We start from the raw sequence: 19,332 nt of genomic DNA, 5'->3' as shown, positions 1-19,332 counted from the left end.
TTAGTCTCAGCAGAGACATTTGAAGTAAGGGATAAAGATGCCATTCGCCTCACGACTCAAGGGAAGCAAATTAGCTGTTTTCAGCCAAGTTACACTGATGAATATCGCGTTTTATGCGGCGTTAATATTCAGCGTTATGGGTTTAAGCATCAATGCAAACGCCGCGGATGAAGCCATGCCACAGGAATATATTCCTCTGGTGCAGGGACTTATCGACGCCGCCAAGGCCAATGATCTTGAGGCGATTGCTAAGCGTGTGGCTTACCCGCTTAAACGTGAATATCCTATCCCCGCGATTCAAAATACCCAGGAAATGATCGCACGTTTCGATCAGGTTTTTGATCCTAACCTGCTTGAGCAGATCGCCCATTCTAAGATTGAAGCTGATTGGCAGACGATGGGCTGGCGCGGCATTATGCTCGGTAGCGGTGTTGTGTGGCTGGATTTTGATGGCAAGATCATCGCCATTAACTATCAAACACTGGTAGAGGTAAAACTGAAAGCAGAGCTTATTGCTAAGCAACAAACGGCATTACATCCGAGTGTGAGTGAATTTGTCAGCCCAGCGTTATCTTGGGAGACCGCCAAGTTTACCATTCGTGTCGATGATATGGGGAACAGCCAATACCGCTATGCCGCATGGGCAAAGGGTAAGTCATTGAGCGAAAAGCCAGATTTAGTGCTGAATAAAGGCAAACTTGTATTTGATGGCAGCGGGGGGAATCATTCATACCAATTTCGCAGCGGCCCATACCAGTATTATTGTTATGTCACCGTCTTAGGCGGCAGCGATAGTCCTCTAGGCGAGCTAGTGGTGTTTAAGAATGACCAAGAAATACTGACACAAGCTGTCATTAAAGCAGACTAGTCTCGTTTCCCTATCCCTATGAGTGAGATGTAAAGCCGCGACCCTATGTTGATGGTCGCTGCTTTAATAATCCTAATGACTTCCTTTAGCTAGAAGCTATTGCCCCAAAGTGTGTTTCGTAGTTTGAATGCTTTAATCAAAATCAAAGTCGTGGGGCTTCACCCCACACCCGACCAAGGAGGACTGCTCGTCCTATCAAAAACATATATGGACCCATCCGGTTTGCAAGACATTCGATATCAATTTTGAGAAGAGTTCATTGCACCCATATATTCGGCCTGTTATTGAGGGATTCCTCTGGCCCTGATGGATATTTGCTTCTACTGTCCTTATCATCCCTGCGGCTTCATCAGAGCCTATGTTTTCGTAAGGTTTTTAGTAGATCAGTCTGACTGTCTCATCATCAAATCAAGTGTCTTAGCAACTTGCTGGTTGGTTAATCGTTAACATAATAAGTACATTTGATGTTGTTACATAGCGAGCCGAAACTCTTCTTCACGTGCCGCGATAACCCATGACATTCTGGCGAACTTATTCGCGACGGCCACACACGCACGATTGAAACCTCGGCGCTCCGCTAGCTGGATAGCCCAACAACTCAACTTATCCGACTTACTCCCACTGTGTCGCAACACCGCTCTGGCGCCGTGGATGAATAGCGTACGTAAATAGGCGTTTCCCCGCTTACTTATCCCGAGGAGGTTATCTTTCCCGCCACTGCTGTGCTGCTTAGGTACTAAGCCACACCAAGCTGAAAAATGTCGGCCATTGCTAAAGTCTTTACCGTCACCCACTGCAGCATAAATCGCCGTAGCGGTGACAGGCCCAACACCAGGAATAGTTTGTAATCGCTGACAAATCAAATTGTTATGAGTTTCGTTTAGTACTTGGGTGTCACAACTCTTAAGCCGTTTTTCAATGTCGATAACCTCATCATATAACTGATAAAAGATGGCTTTACCCTTGATGGTCAGCATATTGGCTTCATCGACCAAAATATCTGGTAACTGGGCTTTAAAAGCCGATTTACTTTTGGTAATGACAATACCGTATTCTGCTAACATGCCTCGCACTTGGTTGATTAAGGCTGTTGATTGTTTAGTTAATCGTTCGCGCATACGGTGGAGCAGTTGCACATCTTGCTGCTCGACGCTTTTGGGTTTTACAAACCGCATGTTGGGCCGCTGCGCAGCCTCCGCAATGGCTAGCGCATCGTTGTAGTCATTTTTATTACCTTGCCTAAAAGGAACCACATACTGCGGGGCAATTAACTTAACTACGTGCCCAAATTGCTCAAATTCTCTGGCCCAATAACTCGCGCCGCCACACGCCTCCATAACGATAAGGCAAGGCTCAATTTTCGCGACAAAGGGCAGCAAGTCTTTGCGTCTAAGCATTTTCTTTTTGATTAACTTGCCTGCTTTATCGACACCAACAGCATGAAAAACAGACTTTGCGATATCTAAACCGATTGTAGTAATCTTCATAGGTGGACCCGTCCTCTTTCTGATGAGTTTTAGCGACTACATCGTGGCCCATTGCGAGGCCGATTAAAAGTGGATGGGTCCATTCCATTATCCATGTTAAATAGCCAGCTCGATATCCATATCTCGCGCTCAAAGCGGCCGTAGGCCTTCGCCCTTGGATGCTCCAAGACGCCCCCAACGGAGTTGAAAGCTCCTTGTGCTCATTGCCAAATTTGCTATCGCTTCCGAAGGATGCGCTTTACATCCATGTAAAGCCCTCCAGTTCGGCAGTCCTAGCCTCTCGCTCATAAGCGCGAAAATCACCGATGTTCATTCGCCCCTGCACCTGCGAAAGCTAGTCGGTCATCCATGACCGAACTCACGCACTCTTTATTAAATCAAGAGCTCTATTCGCCCTGCGGCAACTCCGAGTGGAGGTGTATTCCTTGGAGTTTTGAGTCGTTAGATAGCGATTGATCAGCAAAAAATAAGCGCGAAAAATGAGAAAGCTAAAACGATATCAAGTGATTACCCATCAAACTGTATAAAAAACCGCTACCGCAAAAAAGCAAATTCCTATAGCATCATTTATACCCATTTACATGGATGTGGCAGTGGCCATATTTGAGATTTAGTCAACAAGCGATTTATGCCCTGCAAACAGCGCAGCGCATAAATACTAAGACGTTAACTGCTACCTAGAATTGAGATTATGCGCGTAAAACTAAAAAAGATAGCCGACAATTTGAGCGATGAAGAACATTCATCTATCGCGGATGAAATACGCCAAGGAAAAATCGATGGTATATCTCTATCATACTTAGGTGGTGCTTTTGGTCCTACATGGTCTGCGGGTAACGATTACAGTTTAGATTTCCTGAAACACTATTCGGGCATTAGAGCTTTAGAGATTTTTCTTCCTGCGCTAACAAGTATTGATGCTATTGCTGAGCATGTAAACGATATAGAGTTTTTGAGTCTGGGAGAGCTTAATAAAAAAACTGTATCTTTAAGGCCTCTATCAGATCTGAATAAGTTAAATTCTCTGAGTTTGGTCAAAAATAAGAAAGATATCGATTCTATAGCTACGCTCACTAGCCTTAGAGACCTAACCCTTTCAGGGTATCAAGAAAAACAAATAGAGCATGTTGCCAGTCTGAGTAATTTAGAAAGTTTATATTTGGGTTTCGGCACATTTGAAGACCTAAATGCTATTAAAGGATTATCTAAGTTAACAAGCCTAGAAATACTTTGGGTAAAGAAATTACACGATCTAAGTGCCCTGGAAAACCTGACATCTCTTGAGATATTGCATTTAAGTACTCTAAAGCAAGTTACATCCATTCCAGATGTTTCCAATCTAAAGCACCTTAAGAGCTTGGTCATGGATACCATGAATGGACTTTCCTCTTTGTCAGGTATTAAAGGTAGCTCAATTAACGAATTGGCTGTAATTAATTCGAAGATAGATCCTGTATTGTTTTCTGAGCTAAATAATAGTTTGCCAGTGCTGCAGCGGCTTGTACTTGGTCTCGGAACTAAAGGGAAAACAAATGAAGCATCTAGTTTCTTTGATAGTTCCGTTATATGCGACACATTTAATGATTTAAAATACAGTACAGCCAGAGGCTATAGAATTGAGTTCTGCAGTTAACAAGGCGCTGCAGTCGGACAAATTTTCCGCTGCGCGGCGTTAGGCATACACAATGAGCCGTAGATACCTTAATCTTCAAGAAGCCGAGTCGGCGCTTAAGCGAGGGAAAGCAGTTGAGTGCTTTCTTGGTGGCTGTGAACGGGATGGCCGTGCTGGTATTAAGTGGCTAAGCGTTCGAGGTCCCAAATCCGAAATAGATGTTTCAGTTTACGAAACTGCTGATTTGGGTGATGAATCATTCCTTAATATTTATGAGTTTGGTCCACTAGATCCAGACCTAGAGCTAGAGGATGCCAATGAGGTCAAATCATTCACTTCATTTGGCCAAGCGATAGAGTTTATTGAGCAACGATTCGCAGGATCATCTGAAAGGTTATTGAACGAGTTTATGATTCAAGATGAATATGCCGACTATATTTCGAGGGGCCGGAAGTAGAAATGCCTAACAATCGCAGGCACAGCGACGGCCTTTTCGTTGCAGCTCCGCCTTCACTACAAAGCCGCGCGTGCTGCGGGCGTTAACTTTATGGAAGAACTATGCACCCTCAAGCACCGCTTAAATTTTGCTATCAGGCCCTTACAAAAAAGGCGGCAAGCTATTATCGCTGGTGGGTTATCGGCACTATGTTACTTGTTCTTGCTGCATTCGTTGGTGTTACAGCTTTTGAAATGGCTGAGTGGTTATTATTTTTAACCTTTGTCCTTGCAGGGATGGTAATGACTATCACAACGCTAAGGCTTTTCTTAGTGAAACTATTTGAAGAGAATGCTGATGCGATTAATCTGTTCTCTAGTTATTTTCCGTCTCTGCTAGGCACCCGTAGATTGGAGTTAGCTTGTAAGATAACAAATTCAGTTTATTACGGAGTGTTTTATCTTTGTTGTTATTTCTTGTTGGCAGCTATTTTTTTGTTCCCGCTGTCTTTAGTTGTAGAGTATGCAAAAAGTTAACAAGGCAAGTCAGCATCGCACCTTCGGTGCTGGACTGGCTAACGCTCGCCGCTTGCGGCGTTATGTTCTCAGGGAGAGGTTGTGAATTTGGAGCACTTTTTACGAGCCGTGTTTATTGCTATAGCAATATGTTTTGTTCCAATTATGCTGTTTTACTGGAGTAATGAATCTGACTTAATAACAATGGATTTTAAATACTTCTATGGAACAATACGTTTTGTTTTAGTGTTCTATTTTATATTCTCAATTATTGGATGGATGTTAATTGGCTTTCCTGTGCATTGGGTGGCAGTAAAGTTCTTTAATCAGAATAAATGGTGTTATTTTTTAGGGATTCTAGCTTTCGGTATTCTGATTTCACTACCTTCTATGAAAATTGAATTGTTTTTGTTTTATGCAGGTATTTCGGGATTACAAGCAATCTTATTTTTGTGGTGGTTAGCAAGAGAACATAATAAGTTGCTTAAACGGACGTAAAACAGTTGGCTTGCGTTTGTAAGGTGATAACCCATAGGGATTTTAATCCGAACTCCACGAATTAGAGTAAAAAACTAGCTCACTTTTGTACAAATGTGAGTTATAACATTCTGTGGAAATGACTATTCATGTAACATTATTCAGTCGGTTTTAATTCGCGAAATAAAAAGAGCATTAAGGATGAACTTAATGCTCTTTTTTATGGATAAATGCCTGCTCAAACTGTATTGCGGTAATGGGTTTACCGTAGAGGTAGCCTTGGCCTAAGTCGCATTCCTCGTGGCGAATAAAGGCATCTTGTTCTAGGGTTTCTACGCCTTCGGCGATCACTTCCAAGTCCAGTTTCTTACCAATGGCAATAATTGCCTTTGTTAACTCTCTATTTTGTTCGTTTTCTTCGAGTTTACTAATAAAGCAGCGATCGATTTTTAAGGTGTCGAAAGAGTATTTTTGTAGATAACTTAAGGATGAGTAGCCTGTGCCAAAATCATCTAGGGAGATGCGGATACCGAGTTCTTGTAGTTTTTGGATGGCATTGTGGGCAATATGTTCATCCTGCATCAGCATGCCTTCGGTAATTTCAAGTTCTAAGGCGGTGGGTGGCAATTGATAGAGGGTGAGTAAGTCGGCTATGTGTTCGCTAAAGCGGGGATTGCGCATTTGCAAAGGGGAAATATTGATGGCGATTTTAAACTCTTGGCCTACCTCGCGACACCATTTTGCCGCCTGAGACAGCGCGGTATGCAATACAAAATTGCCAATATCAATAATCTGGCCATTACGTTCAGCTAAGGCGATGAATCTGTCTGGGGCGACATTGCCAAGGATGGGATTATGCCAGCGCAGCAGGGCTTCGGCACCAATCACTTGCTTCGTCTTTAAGTTAATAAAGGGTTGGTAATGCAGGCTTAACTCGTTCTTGTTCAGTGCATCGACCAAGTGGGATTCCAGTTGATAGCGTAGGTTTAAAGCGGCTTGCGTATCTTGATTAAAGAAGCTGTGAGTTGAGCCATCAGCCTTGCTGATCGTCATGGCCGCTCCGGCTTTTTGCAGCAGGATGGCGGCATCGATACCATCCATAGGCGCTTGTGCTATGCCCATGCTCGAGGGAATCGTGATTACAAAATCAGCCACACCAAAGGGCGTGTTACAGCAGTTAAGCACTTTATTGATGAGTTTATTGGTTTCGTTATTCGAAGGTTTGTGGGCTTGAATAATCACAAATTCGGCGCCAGCGATGCGGGCGATAAAGGTGTTTTCATCGGTATAGTGCTGTAAACGTTGGCTGAGAATTGTGAGAATTTTATCGCCAATCAGGTAACCATAACTGTCGTTGATGGATTTGAAATTGCGCAGCCCAAGATAGAGTACTGAAATCTTTTCTTTGCGATTCACTTTTTCGAGCATGATAGACAGACTATTAATCAAATTGATGCGATTGGGTAATCCCGTCAGTGGATCATAGCTTTTATGGTATTCCAGTGAGGTTTCGGTGGAGGTGCGGTTTTCGATTTCTTTGATGAGCTTGCCGCTAAGTTCGGCGAGTTCATGGGTGCGCTGTTGTACTTTTTGCTCTAGCTGCTGATTGTGCAGTTGTAGCTTAGCCTGTTGATAAAGGGTGACTAGGTTAGCTTCGATACCATTTTGAAACCGAGCGAGTAAGCTGCGAAAAGATTGGGGGTAATTATGCTCTTGGCTATCGAGCATGCAGATAGTGCCAAAGGCACTGCTATCTGGCCAACGTAAAGGTAAACCACAGTATGCGATCATGCCGAGTTTAATGTCAGGATTTTTGTCCCAGTTTTTATCCTTTAGGGCGTTAGGAATGTGGAGTTCCTTACCTTCTTTGATCACTGTTTCGCAGTAAAGCCCGTGGCCTAAACTGTCTTTATCATGTTTTTTATAGGGATTACCTTGGGTGCGGCTCGAGGTAAAGACCTCAATATCGGTTTGATGGACACGCATGATCAAAGCGGCGGGGGTGTCGACTAATTCAGAGAGCAAATCTAAGGTTTGTTGCCAGTTATCAACCATTTCTTGGGGAACAACGATTTTGTCTGTGTCGATAGCAATGTCGGCAAATAAACGATCTTTTTGAGACTGGTTAATGGCGAGGTTGTATGGCATGAATGCTCAGTCCTAGAGGCGCGATACTATTCATAAACTATAGTCTTTTTACTCATGATGTGAGTCTTTTCGGTAAATTTAGTTACTGCAAAATCTCGGTTCTATCTTAAATACTGCGCTGTTAGATCTCTTAAGTGTTAGGTAAGAATTCAGCGGTACTCTAACACTAAATGTTCTGATTTTTGGATTTATTAGTGAGTAACTATCTGAAAGATAAAGTTATGATGACATTTATGGATTTTGCTAAGGGGCATTTAATTACGCCGCTTTTAGTGTTTGCAGTGATCATAGTGGGGCTTGAATGGACTCACGCTGATATGAAAGTCGCGACTTTGTTATTTCATTGGCAAGGGGGCATCGACTCTTGGCCATTGAGAGGATATTGGTTGACCGAAGATTTACTGCATGTCACTGGGCGTAACTTTGTCATCTTGCTGGCGGTGAGTGTCGTAGTCGGCATTGCCTTTAGTTTTCGAAGTGACAGGGTAAAACCGTACCGCAAGGGCCTGATTTACCTATTTAGTAGCGTATTGGCGAGTGTGTTGCTGGTCCGAATCGGCAAGAGCGTTACTCACATGACCTGCCCGTGGGATGTGATTGAGTTTGGCGGCCAGATGATACATTCATCCTTGTTTTCTCGTTTACCTAAAAGTGCTGAGTTTGGTCAATGTTTCCCGGGTGGCCATGCCAGCGGCGGGTTTGCTTGGGTTGCCTTGTATTACGTGCTGCGTGAGTATCGCCCGCATTTAGCTAAGTTTGGATTAATCTTTGGTTTGAGTTTAGGCCTAGTATTTGGCATTGGCCAAGAGTTACGCGGTGCCCACTTCTTGAGTCATGATTTATGGAGTTTAGCCATAGCATGGACGTCCGCTAGCCTACTCTACTATGTATTTTTTCTGCGCTCGCCTGCGTTTAGAAAGTCTAAATTGGTCGCTTTGGGTCAAATGTTCAAGGTTGCAAGTAGTGGAATACCGCAAAAATAACGAGCTGTGAAGCTAACGCCCTGAGTCCTTATTGGGTTCAGTATTTTTTTATGGCTTAAAATCTAAATTCGAAGCGCATATCAGGTCTGCGTAGGCGAGATCTTTCATCTAACAGTTGGTTTTTTTCGTTGAGTAGGCTGTTTTTCTGTTTCAATAAGTCAGCCTTGTCGGTGAGATTATTGATCTTGCCATCAAGACTGCTTATTTCCCTCTCTATGGTATTTAAGCGATCGGCAATCTCAGTTAAACGTTTGTTGGTCAGGTATTGTTGATGGCCTTGGTTATAGCGCTCAACAAACTGGTTATTACTGCAAACCCCATAATAACTTTCTCCCGCTAAGCCTACGCGGTAGCCATTTTCTGGCACGCAGTAACTGGCTAACCCTTGCTGGTATCCTTGTTTCCACTGCGCGGTATCGACAGTGAGATTAAATTCACGACAATCTTTTTGATATTGATTTAATTGCCCAGAACTTGTCCCACGGTTGCCATCGGCAAGCCCAAGGGCAAACCAATCACTATTGGCGCATTCTTCAATAGATAAGCTGCTGCATTGAGTCAGGGATAGGACTGAAAGTGCGAGGAAAATGCTGGGATAGTGCATGGATAAGTTCTCTATATGTTGTGGCGTTTAGGATAAAGGCTCTTATGGGGGAGATCTAGCTATATATACCGCCATTTATACGGTCATAGATGCGTTTTGTTGGGCAGAATCCATCACAGTTTAGCGGATGAATGCATGATAACTAGCTGATATTGTGTTAGTTTGTGGTTAACACTTTAAATGTCTGCTTTGGTGCTCACTATGATTTCACTTATTTCATCTGCGTATTCAGCTTCATTACCGGCAGTTAAGTCGGCTCATCAATCCCTTGATACCGCCGAGCCAAGCGGACTTAAATCCTTTACCTATGGTGCATTAGGACTGGCAGCTCCTAAAGCTGAGGTCAGTTTTGATGGCAATGCAAGGAGTAAAATATCTGAGCCTAGTGCGGATGATGTAGATGACGTTAAGAGTTCAAACGACACTTATTACAGTGCAGGCCAAATATTGAAAGCGGCGGCGACTGTGGGCAGTGTGATTGCCTTGTTTGTTTGAGTTAAGTTCCTGCACCAATTTAGCTCTGGGTATTATTTCAACTGGCTTGGATTGGCATATTCGCCGTGGAATATGGCTTGTCGTTTTGAGTCTGGTTTTATTGGGGTGAGCATAAAAGAATATTCTTTTAGTTAAAGTGGTATTTTCAGTCTCTTTCTTTGCCAAAGCGCTGAGTAAATCTGGTATTGTGTTTAACACGCAAGTGCATTAGTTTTTACTTAAAATTCGTTTAACAATCCTAAACTATATTCATCAAACTTCCGCTGGAGACCGCTTTTGTATGAAGATTTGCCCGCAGTATTCCATATCATGCCTAAGTAAGGTATAAGGGCGCTATGAAAACTCCGAAACGAATCCAACCCCTGGTTGATGAAGGACTGGTCGATGAGGTCATTAGCCAGTTAATGAGCGGTAAAGAAGCGACTGTGTACGTTGTACGCAGTGGTGATGATATCCGCTGTGCCAAAGTCTATAAAGAAGCGGACAAGCGCAGTTTTAAGCAAGCTGTGTTATATCAAGAAGGCCGAAAAGTCCGTAACAGTCGTCGCGCGCGCGCGATGGAAAAAGGGTCTAAATTTGGCCGCGATCAGCAGGAAGAAGCTTGGCAAAATGCTGAAGTTGAAGCGCTTTACCGTTTAGCGAATGCGGGTGTGCGTGTGCCAACGCCTTATGGTTGTTTCGATGGCGTGTTGCTGATGGAGTTAGTGACGGATGCCGAGGGCAATGTCGCGCCGAGATTAAACGATGTTAGTATGTCGGCAGAAAAAGCCTTGAAGGATCATGCGTTGGTGATGACCTATGTCAAACGTATGCTCTGTGCGGGGTTAGTGCACGGTGACTTGTCTGAGTTTAACGTGTTAGTTGACAGTGAAGGGCCAGTGATTATCGATTTGCCTCAGGCGGTCGATGCCGCGGCGAATAACCATGCCAAATGGATGTTAGCGCGTGATGTGAATAACATGACTCAATACTATGGTTTGTATGCTCCTGAGCTGCTAAAAACACAATACGCCAAAGAAATTTGGGCCTTGTTTGAAGCCGGTGAATTGAAGCCTGAAACGCCATTAACGGGTGAGTTTACCGAAGTGCTGGTTGAAGCCGATGTTAGTGCGGTCTTGGAAGAAATCCAAGCAGCCTTTGAAGAGGCGCAAGAGCGTAAGCAGCGGATCCAAGAGGCAAACGAAGAAGACTATTAATCGTCAGTCGTTGTTTTTCACCCATAAAAAAGACGCTCAAAGTAGCGTCTTTTTTATGCTAAAAATTAAGTGAAATTATTATTTTTGTTATTGATTTTATTATTGTTATTTAATTTTTGGCGTTAGCCAATCCTTGGCTTAATCCCCGATGGAAGCTGGGGCCATCCTTGTTGCTACAAACAAGCTAGCAATCATCGAACAGTGTGATAAAAGGACAAGAGTTGAGAGAGAAATATGTTCATGACTTGGGGGAGCACAATTCACATATTTAATCTTTGGGGAAGACAACTCCCTCAATCCTTGCCGAAACCTTGGTCACTCTTCAGTCAATCTATGTAATACCAATCACGGCCTTCCTTGGCGCACCACACTCATTGCAGTGCTGGATCATCATTGACCCTGTGAATAAAATGACAAGGCCAGAGAGAGAAATATGTTCATGACTTGGGGGAGCACAATTCACATATTTGATCTTGGGGGAGATAACTCCCTCCCTAGTCTTGCCGAAACTTTTGCATTGTCCCTATCCGTTTGTTGCTGTTAATACTATTTCCCAATCTTCGCTGGGTTCATCAATTTGGACGACAAGGCCGGACTAAAAAGGGCGCTGTTATTATTGTTGTTAGCACATCTTTTACATCGTTAGCGTTATCAGCAGGGCGATATGCAATCTCGTCCGGCCTTGTCTATTCGGGCACGTTTAGCTTGTTGTACAGGCTAACCTATCGTGCGTAGCTCTTGATTGAGCTGTTTAATTTTTTTCTGTAGCTGGGCAATCTCACTCATTAATGCGCATTCTCTTTGCTGGGGTTGCAGATCGCTTTCTCGCACCCATTGGTAGACTGCCTTAGCAGGTAAACCGTATTGACGTGCAACATCCGACAGTAAGCGACCTTGTACTTTAACCTCGGTGATAACATGTAGCTTGAGACTATTTTCTGCGATTCCCATGAGCGTTCCCTCTTTTACTGCCTTCGAACCAAAATATGACCGTTTGCGTTGCCTTTTATTGATGATAGTGACGCTGTTCTAAATCCCACTGGCTCAGACCTAGATGGCGCAGACAAATCCATTCGTGGCGACATAGTGCGATAAAGTTCATGACCTTTTTCATACTTCCTCCTTCATGACCCTAAATACTCGAGCCCATTTTCTGTCTCGATAGGTCCATTTAATTTGGATTAATCCTGTTGAAGTCGACTCTAGTTTTCGGCGATGTTTACCGCGTCTGACTGTCTACTCACTTAGTAGTATGTAAAATTCGTGCCAATATTCTAATTTTTATTTTAACCTTTTAAATCATTGAATTGTGCCTTCGATTAAAACGGCGTTATTTTTTAGTGCTGCCAATAAAGGTGCAAGGTGCACTATTTCGGTGCCATAGACTTGATATTAAATTGGCTGGTACAAGCCATGATTGAAGCCCGAAATCTGTATCTTTGCTGACTAAAATCTGGATTAGCATAATTGAAGATGGATAAAGGATTGTCTCCAGCGCAATTGCTTATATACTGCCTGCTTTGTGGCAATCCCTAGGTCATTCGTATTACCTAATGGACGTGATATTTCTTGCCCTTTTGAGCGGTATTCACAGTCATCAATCATATAAAGAGGTTATAAATGATGAAGTGTTTTCAGGCAGTGCAATCTAAACCATCCCTGTTAGCCATAGTGGTATTGACGACCGCGCTAGTTGCATCGGGTTGTACAACAATCAATCCCTATTCAAACGAAGAACAAACCGCTAAAGCGACCAGTGGCGCATTGATTGGTGCCGTCGCGGGTGCCGCAATTGGGGTGGTATCTTCGAGCAAGAGCGACCGCGGTAAAGGTGCCTTAATTGGTGCTGCATCGGGCGCTGCCGTCGGTGGTGGTATTGGTTATTACATGGATGTGCAAGAGACCAAATTACGCCAACAATTAGCCTCAACGGGCGTGAGTGTGACCCGTAACGGCGATAACATCATTTTGAATATGCCTAATGAAGTGACCTTCGGCGTAGATCAAACCGAGTTAAGCGACGGTGCTAAACGCGTGCTGAATTCAGTGGCGGTTGTGGCCAAGGAATACAGCAAAACGCAGCTCAACATATTAGGTTATACCGACAGCAGTGGTTCAGACTCTTACAATTTACGTCTGTCACAGGTCCGTGCTAGCGAAGTGGGTAATTACTTGATGAGTAAAGGCGTTGCCTCTGCCCGTGTAAAATCAAAAGGTATGGGTGAAGCGAGTCCTATTGCATCAAATGCCAATGCAAATGGCCGAGCACAAAACCGCCGCGTTGAGATCGTACTAATACCAACGGGTAAATAGTCTGGTCTAAGCACAAAGTTCTCGCTGAAAAAGTCGCCTGGGGCGACTTTTTTGTTTTCAGTGGTGGGCTAATTGAGTGATTAGCTTGCCGTGCTTCAATTAGACAATTTGTCCTTTATGAAGCGCACCTTGAGTGACCTGCAGCACAAACATATCACTGCTCATTACCTTGGGATGACTTCAGCTTGATCCCTTTATCGATTTCACGTTCTGTATGGGGATAAGTCACAAGAATGACTTTTAGTGCCTAAAGGAGAATATGACTATGATAAGCAAAAATGTGTTAGTAGCCTTGAGTTTAAGTCCTGTCATCATGGTGACAGCTGTACAAGGAGTGCCGATGAAAGCCGAACTGACCACAGAAGTCGCGCCGATAGAACTGCGCGCCGCAGGCAGTTTAAAGGCTGCGATGAGTGATATTATTGCTGCATATCAAGCACAGTCGCAAATGAGTGTTGTAGCGCAATATGCGCCCTCAGGTTTATTGTTAAAACGCATTCAAGAGGGCGAGAAAGTCGATATCTTTGCCTCGGCGAATATGAAACATCCACAGGCATTAGTGGATTCAGGTCAGGGCGAAGCGGTGCAAATGTTTGCCCGTAATCAACTCTGCGCTGTTGCTCAAGACACAGTTCAGGTGACGAGTGCGACGTTACTCGATACCTTGTTAGATCCTAAGATTAAAGTCGGCACCTCAACCCCGAAAGCCGACCCCGCGGGTGATTATGCCTGGGCCGTTTTTGCTAAGGCCGAAGCGGTAAAACCCAATGCGAAAGCCGCGTTAGAGACCAAGGCATTACAACTGACGGGCGGTCCTGAGAGTGTTAAACCGCCTAAAGATCGCAATCCCTATGGCTGGGTGATGGAAAACAAGCAAGCGGATATCTTTTTAACCTATTGCACTAATGCTGTGCTGGCTAAAAAAGAAGTGCCGAGTTTACAAATCATCGACTTACCGCAGGAACTTGCCGTGGGTGCCGACTATGGTTTACTGGTTTTACAAGGCGCTAATACTGCCGCTAAGCCGTTAGCTGAGTTTATTCTATCGACAAAAGGTCAAGCGATTCTGAGCCGTTATGGTTTTCAACCTCCGGCAAAATAGCCTTTTTTAGCTTTCCAGCGGGATAAAAAACGGCACCTTTGGAGTGCCGTTCTGTGGTTAGCTCAAACTGTTAAAGCGTTAGTTCATCAGGTAGAGCGTCGCTAAACCGAGGAAGGCGAACAGGCCAACCACGTCAGTGACTGTGGTGAGCACCATACCGCCAGCGAGGGCAGGATCGATTTTAAGTCGTTTTAAAATCAATGGAATACTCGCACCTGCAAGCCCTGCTACTGTCATGTTGATCAGCATGGCGCTACCAATTAAGCCTGCCAGTGCCATATCATCCTTCCATAGCCACACGGCGACAAAGACTAAAATCGACCACATCAAGCCATTGAGAAAACCAATCGATAGCTCTTTACCGATAAGCCAGCGGGCGTTGCTTTGGCCGATATGGCCTAAAGCAATACCACGGATCACGAGCGCTAAGGTCTGATTACCGGCAACACCGCCCATGCTAGGGACAATCGTCATTAGGATGGCGATAGTGGCAAATTGCTCAATAGTGCCTTCAAACATATTGCTGACCGACGAGGCGAGCAGGGCGGCGAATAAGTTAATCGTGAGCCAGAGCGAGCGACGTAGGGTACTTTTTAGCACAGGACCAAAGGTATCTTCATCTCCGTCCATCCCCGCCATACCCATCATGGAATGTTCAGCATCTTCGCGGATAACATCGACTACGTCATCGATTGTGATACGCCCGAGCAGCTTACCATCACAGTCGACGACAGGTGCCGATACCCAGTCATTGCGTTCGAATTTCTGCGCGACTTCGCTGTCGGACATGCTCACCGGAATACTTTGAATATTGGGATCCATGATATTGCGAATTGTGGTGCTTGGCGCGCAAGTCAGCAGATCTGCCAGCCTAACACCGCCAAGGACTTTGTCCTGTTTGTCGACTACATATAAGGTATCTGTGGTGTCAGGTAGGTTGCCCCTTTGCCGAAGATAGCGCAGCACCACATCGATATTCACATCGGGTCTTAAGGTGACTGTATCTGTATTCATCAAGCTGCCGGCGGTCTCATCTGGATAAGATAGGGCTTGTTCTACCCTCAAGCGATTTTGCTCCGTCATCGACTGCAACACCTGTTTGTAAACGGCGTCGGGCAGACTACGCAGAATATAGGCGAGATCGTCGGTGTCCATGCTTGCTGTCGCTTTCGCGACTCGCTCAGGGCTCATGCTGCGGATCAGTGGGTCTTTGAGTTCTTCACTCAACTCATCGAGTATGTCGCCTATTTGTTCCTGATCGATGAGCTGCCACAGTACTTGTCTGGCACTTGGCGGTGATGATTCTAAGATCAGCGCGATATCTGAGGCGGCCATTTTTTGCAGCATATTGCGCACGTGTACGAACATGCCGCTGCTAAGCGCTTGGTTTAACTGGTCAAGACTATGTCCGGTGTGATCGTTTTCTGCATTATCTACGGGCATTTGTCCTCCATTGTGCGGCAAATTGGTTTGAGATCTTGGTGTTGGGCTATGATTTAGCGGTGACTAAGCGTCAGTCGATGACACAGATTAAGGCGGCTAAGGTAAGGCCAGCGCAATGACCGCTAGTGTAATCGCCAGTAGCTTGTATCGTTGAGCGACAAATGTTTTGCCATGTCTGAATGGCAAGTTTTTTAAACTAGACATGAAGTGAATCTAACTATGAAGTGCTTAGTGTGAAGTGAAACTAACAGGCTTCGTCAAACTTAGCGTCGATTAAGGCACAAATGGCATCGAGAGCCGGCTCTGCATCTGGGCCTTCGGCGATAAGCTTGATGGTCTTACCCATGCCAGTTTCAAGCATTAGTAATCCAAGTACACTGGCGGCCGATGCTTGTTTATCGCCTTGGATTAAGGTGATGGTCGCATCAAACTCGGAAGCCAGTACCACCAACTTAGTGGCGGCACGGGCATGTAAACCGAGCTTATTACAGATGGTTATCTGACGTTCAAGCTTTGGCATTATTGAGCTCTCGATGACGGGCATAAACTTTATGTTTACCGTTACTAAAGCGTTTTGCCAATTGCTCTGCGACGTAAACCGATCTGTGCTGTCCACCTGTGCAGCCAATGGCCACAGTTAAATAACTGCGATTGTTACGCTCGAGGTGTGGCAGCCAAGTCTCCAGTAAATTTTCGATTTGCCAGATGAACTTATTGACCAGTGGTTGGCGATTTAAGAACTCAGCTACGGGTTCATCTAAGCCAGTCAATGGCCGCAGCGCCAGCTCCCAGTGGGGATTGGGCAGGAAGCGCACATCGAACATAAAGTCGGCTTCGGTGGGCATTCCGTGCTTAAAGCCAAAGGACTCGAAGTTGATCACGAGTTCTTTATCGACACTACCAAGGAGAATTTGTCTGACTTGGTCGCTTAAATCATAGATATTCAGATTCGACGTATCTATGTAGTGATCGACCAGTTTTGACATAGGCTCGAGCAGTTTTCCCTCCAGCTTTATCGCTTCTTGCAAAGAGACTCGGCTCTTCGACAAAGGATGCAAACGGCGGGTTTCGCTGTAACGCTTAAGCAGAATTTTATCGCTGGAGTTAAGGAAGAAGCTCGTTAACTCAGTATCTGGAGGTAGGCTAGCGAGTTGTTTTACTAAGACCTTATCCTGCTCAGGCATGTTACGCACGTCGACACTGATGGCGACGAGATCGTTACTGCCTTTGAGTTGCTCAAGCAAACTGCCAATCAATGGCAAGGGAAGGTTATCGACACAATAATAGCCGAGATCTTCGAGTACCCTAAGGGCGACAGATTTGCCTGAGCCTGAGCGGCCCGACACTATGACCAGTTTCATCCAGTGATTACCTGATAGAGTTCCGTTTCATCATGCGTCTTGCGTAATTGCTTTAATATTTGCTTGTCGCTCAGCTTTTCGGCCATGCAAGACAAGGTACTTAAGTGCTGCTGACATTGGTCTGCAGGCACCAGTAGTGCAAATAAAATATCAACAGGTTGCTTATCGATAGCATCAAATGCTATCGGCTCTTCACACTTAATTAGTATGGCAATGGGCTGATCTATATCGGCTAGTCGACCATGTGGAATGGCGATGCCGTTACCTATACCTGTGCTCCCCATCTTTTCGCGCGCCACTAGGCTTTCGAATATCTCTTGAGATGAGAGGGTCGGGTACTGGGCAGCGACTAAGTCGCTGATGAGTTCCAGTACCTTTTTCTTGCTGCCCGGAGTGGCGCAGGTAGTGCACTCCGGCCGCAGTATGGTACAAAGTTCCATTATTAGTGTTTTGTTAACTTCTCTTTGTGTTTAATAACCTGACGGTCAAGCTTGTCAATCAGGGCGTCTATAGCGGCATACATGTCAGCATGCTCTGAAGTCGCAAAAACTTCACCACCTATGAGGTTTATTCTCGCTTCGGCAATCTGCTGCATTTTCTCAACATTGAGCACAACGTGCACATTATTGATCTGTTCGAAATGGCGTTCAAGTTTTGAAAACTTTTCTTCTACATATGCACGTAACGATTCGGTAATTTCGATATGGTGCCCACTTAGGTTTATTTGCATAGAAACGTCCTCCGATATCCACTGTAGGTTATAAACTTTTACGCTGATTAGAAGGTGGAATAAGCATAGCCTCTCGGTACTTCGCAATGGTTCTGCGGGCTACGTTGATCCCTTGTTCTGCCAGAAGTTGAGCCATCTTACTATCGCTTAATGGTTTTTTCTGGTTTTCCGCTGCCACCAGTTTCTTTATAAAGGCTCTGATTGCTGTGGATGAGCACTCACCACCATCGTCAGTACCGACGTGGCTAGAGAAGAAGTATTTTAGTTCAAAAAGTCCCTTAGGGGTATGCATGTATTTTTGAGTTGTGACCCGTGAGATGGTGGACTCATGCATTTCTACCGCTTCGGCAATATCGTTAAGCACCATAGGCTTCATGGCTTCTTCACCGTACTCAAAGAAACCCTGCTGATATTGCACTATGCAATTAGCAACTTTAAGCAAAGTATCGTTACGGCTTTCTAAGCTCTTAATAAACCATTTAGCCTCTTGCAGATGGCCGCGAATAAATTGGCTATCGGCTTGGTTTTTGGTACTGCGTGCCATAGAAGCATAATGTTGATTTACATTGATTTTTGGCATGCAGTCAGGATTAAGCTCAACAACCCAGCGGCCATTTTTCTTCGACACAGACACATCTGGGATAACGTATTCGTCATTATTGGGCGTGATCAACAAACCTGGGCGAGGATTGAGGGTTTGGATAAGTGCTATACCATCCCTTAATTCATCTTCTTTTAATTTAGTTTTACGCATCAATAACCTAAAATCACGGGCGGCGATCAGATCTAAATGATCTTTGATCAGCATACGGGCGTTTTCTAGGTTGGGAGTATCAGCGGCGAAATGCGACAGTTGGATCAACAGGCATTCACTTAAATCGCGGGCGGCAACGCCTATGGGATCAAAATGCTGAATGCGCTTGAGTACGGCTTCGACTTCGTCAAGCTCAACTTCAGGATTGCCCATGGCTTCGAGAATTTCTTCAGTGCTTTGGGTGAGATAGCCCTGATCGTCGATGGCATCAATAATGGCGGTGGCAATGGCTAAATCGGTTTCAGAAAACGGCGTGAGGTTTTTTTGCCATTCTAAGTGTTCGTACAAACCTTCACTGGTCTCGCCTTGGAAGGGCATATCGTCTTCACGACTGCCGCCGGGGCCTGAGTTTGGGGAGGCGGTAAACACTTCATCCCATGTGGTGTCCATGGGGAGCTCATCGGGCATGGATTCTTTGGTTAGCGACTCTGCCGTGTCTATGGTGGAGCTGTCTTTTTCTGGTGGCAGAGTGCTAGATTCACTGAAGTCCGTATCGGATAGCGTTTGGTTTACAGGGGTTTTAGTGGCGTCGAATTGATCCTCTTCCAGCTCGAGAAGGGGATTAGAATCTAATGCTTGCTGGATCTCTTGCTGCAGTTCTAATGACGACAGTTGCAACAGACGTATGGCCTGTTGTAATTGTGGCGTCATGGTTAACTGTTGACCCAGTTTGAGCTGGAGTGACGCTTTCATGTTACCGCTGATCCCTACGTTATTATTGTTGGAGGAGGTCGCTTATTATCATTTT

At 44.9% G+C, this 19,332-nt stretch carries 20 protein-coding genes; 10 read left to right on the top strand and 10 right to left on the bottom strand.

All coding sequences use genetic code 11. The features are described 5' to 3' along the window. Window positions 1–37 precede the first annotated feature (37 nt). Window positions 38–868 carry a hypothetical protein gene (locus KO531_RS05870; RefSeq protein WP_219250601.1) on the top strand — a complete coding sequence of 277 codons (831 nt, stop codon included), beginning with the start codon at window positions 38–40 and terminating at the stop codon, window positions 866–868. Window positions 869–1,338: 470 nt separating this feature from the next. Here KO531_RS05870 and KO531_RS05865 read toward each other — a convergent pair whose 3' ends face one another. Further along, window positions 1,339–2,355, bottom strand: a complete 1,017-nt coding sequence (locus tag KO531_RS05865; protein ID WP_219250600.1) for an IS110 family transposase — start codon at window positions 2,353–2,355, stop codon at window positions 1,339–1,341. Window positions 2,356–3,046: 691 nt separating this feature from the next. On the opposite strand from KO531_RS05865, the gene KO531_RS05860 reads away from it, so the two are divergent. The 4 genes from KO531_RS05860 to KO531_RS05845 all read left to right on the top strand — a co-directional run bounded on the left by KO531_RS05860 (window position 3,047) and on the right by KO531_RS05845 (window position 5,416). Then, window positions 3,047–3,988, top strand: a complete 942-nt coding sequence (locus tag KO531_RS05860; RefSeq protein WP_168825520.1) for a leucine-rich repeat domain-containing protein — start codon at window positions 3,047–3,049, stop codon at window positions 3,986–3,988. 52 nt (window positions 3,989–4,040) lie between these two features. After that, entirely contained in the window at window positions 4,041–4,424 is a 384-nt protein-coding gene (locus tag KO531_RS05855; RefSeq protein ID WP_219250599.1) for a hypothetical protein, read from the top strand. Window positions 4,425–4,525: 101 nt separating this feature from the next. Next, complete coding sequence (locus tag KO531_RS05850) at window positions 4,526–4,939, top strand: hypothetical protein (RefSeq protein WP_168825515.1); 414 nt, start codon at window positions 4,526–4,528, stop codon at window positions 4,937–4,939. A gap of 81 nt (window positions 4,940–5,020) precedes the next feature. Further along, the gene (locus KO531_RS05845; RefSeq protein ID WP_219250598.1) at window positions 5,021–5,416 is read left to right on the top strand and encodes a hypothetical protein; all 396 of its coding nucleotides are present in this window, start codon (window positions 5,021–5,023) and stop codon (window positions 5,414–5,416) included. 186 nt (window positions 5,417–5,602) lie between these two features. Here the strand turns inward: KO531_RS05845 and KO531_RS05840 are convergent, their stop codons facing one another. Then, the gene (locus tag KO531_RS05840) at window positions 5,603–7,543 is read right to left on the bottom strand and encodes a GGDEF domain-containing protein (RefSeq protein ID WP_168825511.1); all 1,941 of its coding nucleotides are present in this window, start codon (window positions 7,541–7,543) and stop codon (window positions 5,603–5,605) included. Between the two features lie 224 nt (window positions 7,544–7,767). On the opposite strand from KO531_RS05840, the gene KO531_RS05835 reads away from it, so the two are divergent. After that, window positions 7,768–8,526: a phosphatase PAP2 family protein gene (locus tag KO531_RS05835; protein ID WP_168825790.1), complete on the top strand. Its 759-nt coding sequence runs from the start codon at window positions 7,768–7,770 to the stop codon at window positions 8,524–8,526. A gap of 55 nt (window positions 8,527–8,581) precedes the next feature. On the opposite strand, the gene KO531_RS05830 is transcribed toward KO531_RS05835, so the two are convergent. After that, complete coding sequence (locus tag KO531_RS05830; RefSeq protein ID WP_131524134.1) at window positions 8,582–9,130, bottom strand: DUF2799 domain-containing protein; 549 nt, start codon at window positions 9,128–9,130, stop codon at window positions 8,582–8,584. Window positions 9,131–9,310: 180 nt separating this feature from the next. On the opposite strand from KO531_RS05830, the gene KO531_RS05825 reads away from it, so the two are divergent. Both KO531_RS05825 and KO531_RS05820 read left to right on the top strand, forming a co-directional pair. Then, window positions 9,311–9,625: a hypothetical protein gene (locus tag KO531_RS05825; RefSeq protein ID WP_219250597.1), complete on the top strand. Its 315-nt coding sequence runs from the start codon at window positions 9,311–9,313 to the stop codon at window positions 9,623–9,625. 335 nt (window positions 9,626–9,960) lie between these two features. Then, window positions 9,961–10,821 carry a PA4780 family RIO1-like protein kinase gene (locus KO531_RS05820; protein WP_028759534.1) on the top strand — a complete coding sequence of 287 codons (861 nt, stop codon included), beginning with the start codon at window positions 9,961–9,963 and terminating at the stop codon, window positions 10,819–10,821. Between the two features lie 717 nt (window positions 10,822–11,538). Here KO531_RS05820 and KO531_RS05815 read toward each other — a convergent pair. After that, on the bottom strand, window positions 11,539–11,772 hold the full coding sequence (locus KO531_RS05815) for a transposase (RefSeq protein ID WP_219250596.1): 234 nt from the start codon (window positions 11,770–11,772) through the stop codon (window positions 11,539–11,541). Between the two features lie 672 nt (window positions 11,773–12,444). On the opposite strand from KO531_RS05815, the gene KO531_RS05810 reads away from it, so the two are divergent. Both KO531_RS05810 and KO531_RS05805 read left to right on the top strand, forming a co-directional pair. Continuing rightward, complete coding sequence (locus KO531_RS05810; protein ID WP_212600161.1) at window positions 12,445–13,134, top strand: OmpA family protein; 690 nt, start codon at window positions 12,445–12,447, stop codon at window positions 13,132–13,134. Window positions 13,135–13,399: 265 nt separating this feature from the next. Continuing rightward, window positions 13,400–14,236: a molybdate ABC transporter substrate-binding protein gene (locus tag KO531_RS05805; protein ID WP_219250595.1), complete on the top strand. Its 837-nt coding sequence runs from the start codon at window positions 13,400–13,402 to the stop codon at window positions 14,234–14,236. A 78-nt stretch (window positions 14,237–14,314) separates the two neighbouring features. Here the strand turns inward: KO531_RS05805 and mgtE are convergent, their stop codons facing one another. The 6 genes from mgtE to KO531_RS05775 form a co-directional block, all read right to left on the bottom strand. Further along, window positions 14,315–15,679: a magnesium transporter gene (gene mgtE / locus KO531_RS05800; protein ID WP_219250594.1), complete on the bottom strand. Its 1,365-nt coding sequence runs from the start codon at window positions 15,677–15,679 to the stop codon at window positions 14,315–14,317. A gap of 244 nt (window positions 15,680–15,923) precedes the next feature. Then, window positions 15,924–16,199 carry an HPr family phosphocarrier protein gene (locus KO531_RS05795; protein ID WP_006083073.1) on the bottom strand — a complete coding sequence of 92 codons (276 nt, stop codon included), beginning with the start codon at window positions 16,197–16,199 and terminating at the stop codon, window positions 15,924–15,926. Beyond that, on the bottom strand, window positions 16,186–17,040 hold the full coding sequence (rapZ, locus tag KO531_RS05790) for an RNase adapter RapZ (protein ID WP_105251390.1): 855 nt from the start codon (window positions 17,038–17,040) through the stop codon (window positions 16,186–16,188). Before rapZ ends, KO531_RS05795 begins: the two co-directional genes overlap by 14 nt. Next, window positions 17,037–17,480 carry a PTS IIA-like nitrogen regulatory protein PtsN gene (gene ptsN / locus KO531_RS05785; protein ID WP_006083071.1) on the bottom strand — a complete coding sequence of 148 codons (444 nt, stop codon included), beginning with the start codon at window positions 17,478–17,480 and terminating at the stop codon, window positions 17,037–17,039. Before ptsN ends, rapZ begins: the two co-directional genes overlap by 4 nt. A gap of 2 nt (window positions 17,481–17,482) precedes the next feature. Continuing rightward, window positions 17,483–17,770, bottom strand: a complete 288-nt coding sequence (gene hpf / locus KO531_RS05780) for a ribosome hibernation promoting factor (RefSeq protein ID WP_028759468.1) — start codon at window positions 17,768–17,770, stop codon at window positions 17,483–17,485. A 28-nt stretch (window positions 17,771–17,798) separates the two neighbouring features. Then, window positions 17,799–19,277, bottom strand: coding sequence for an RNA polymerase factor sigma-54 (locus KO531_RS05775; protein ID WP_105251391.1), 1,479 nt, complete (start codon window positions 19,275–19,277; stop codon window positions 17,799–17,801). Window positions 19,278–19,332: the final 55 nt, after the last annotated feature.

It is taken from the genome of Shewanella sp. NKUCC06_TVS (assembly GCF_019345515.1).
In the GTDB taxonomy this organism is placed as follows: Bacteria; Pseudomonadota; Gammaproteobacteria; order Enterobacterales; family Shewanellaceae; genus Shewanella; species Shewanella oncorhynchi.
The sequence above is the reverse complement of the archived record's forward strand: the minus strand, read 5'-3'. Positions and strand labels throughout refer to the sequence as shown.

What these genes read in the sequence shown, in the direction of transcription:
- KO531_RS05870 (WP_219250601.1), top strand. Translation starts at nt 38, where the DNA reads ATGCCATTCGCCTCACGACTCAAGGGAAGCAAATTAGCTGTTTTCAGC.
- KO531_RS05865 (WP_219250600.1), bottom strand. Translation starts at nt 2,355, where the DNA reads ATGAAGATTACTACAATCGGTTTAGATATCGCAAAGTCTGTTTTTCAT.
- KO531_RS05860 (WP_168825520.1), top strand. Translation starts at nt 3,047, where the DNA reads ATGCGCGTAAAACTAAAAAAGATAGCCGACAATTTGAGCGATGAAGAA.
- KO531_RS05855 (WP_219250599.1), top strand. Translation starts at nt 4,041, where the DNA reads ATGAGCCGTAGATACCTTAATCTTCAAGAAGCCGAGTCGGCGCTTAAG.
- KO531_RS05850 (WP_168825515.1), top strand. Translation starts at nt 4,526, where the DNA reads ATGCACCCTCAAGCACCGCTTAAATTTTGCTATCAGGCCCTTACAAAA.
- KO531_RS05840 (WP_168825511.1), bottom strand. Translation starts at nt 7,543, where the DNA reads ATGCCATACAACCTCGCCATTAACCAGTCTCAAAAAGATCGTTTATTT.
- KO531_RS05835 (WP_168825790.1), top strand. Translation starts at nt 7,768, where the DNA reads ATGACATTTATGGATTTTGCTAAGGGGCATTTAATTACGCCGCTTTTA.
- KO531_RS05830 (WP_131524134.1), bottom strand. Translation starts at nt 9,130, where the DNA reads ATGCACTATCCCAGCATTTTCCTCGCACTTTCAGTCCTATCCCTGACT.
- KO531_RS05825 (WP_219250597.1), top strand. Translation starts at nt 9,311, where the DNA reads ATGTCTGCTTTGGTGCTCACTATGATTTCACTTATTTCATCTGCGTAT.
- KO531_RS05820 (WP_028759534.1), top strand. Translation starts at nt 9,961, where the DNA reads ATGAAAACTCCGAAACGAATCCAACCCCTGGTTGATGAAGGACTGGTC.
- KO531_RS05815 (WP_219250596.1), bottom strand. Translation starts at nt 11,772, where the DNA reads ATGGGAATCGCAGAAAATAGTCTCAAGCTACATGTTATCACCGAGGTT.
- KO531_RS05810 (WP_212600161.1), top strand. Translation starts at nt 12,445, where the DNA reads ATGAAGTGTTTTCAGGCAGTGCAATCTAAACCATCCCTGTTAGCCATA.
- KO531_RS05805 (WP_219250595.1), top strand. Translation starts at nt 13,400, where the DNA reads ATGATAAGCAAAAATGTGTTAGTAGCCTTGAGTTTAAGTCCTGTCATC.
- mgtE (WP_219250594.1), bottom strand. Translation starts at nt 15,679, where the DNA reads ATGCCCGTAGATAATGCAGAAAACGATCACACCGGACATAGTCTTGAC.
- KO531_RS05795 (WP_006083073.1), bottom strand. Translation starts at nt 16,199, where the DNA reads ATGCCAAAGCTTGAACGTCAGATAACCATCTGTAATAAGCTCGGTTTA.
- rapZ (WP_105251390.1), bottom strand. Translation starts at nt 17,040, where the DNA reads ATGAAACTGGTCATAGTGTCGGGCCGCTCAGGCTCAGGCAAATCTGTC.
- ptsN (WP_006083071.1), bottom strand. Translation starts at nt 17,480, where the DNA reads ATGGAACTTTGTACCATACTGCGGCCGGAGTGCACTACCTGCGCCACT.
- hpf (WP_028759468.1), bottom strand. Translation starts at nt 17,770, where the DNA reads ATGCAAATAAACCTAAGTGGGCACCATATCGAAATTACCGAATCGTTA.
- KO531_RS05775 (WP_105251391.1), bottom strand. Translation starts at nt 19,277, where the DNA reads ATGAAAGCGTCACTCCAGCTCAAACTGGGTCAACAGTTAACCATGACG.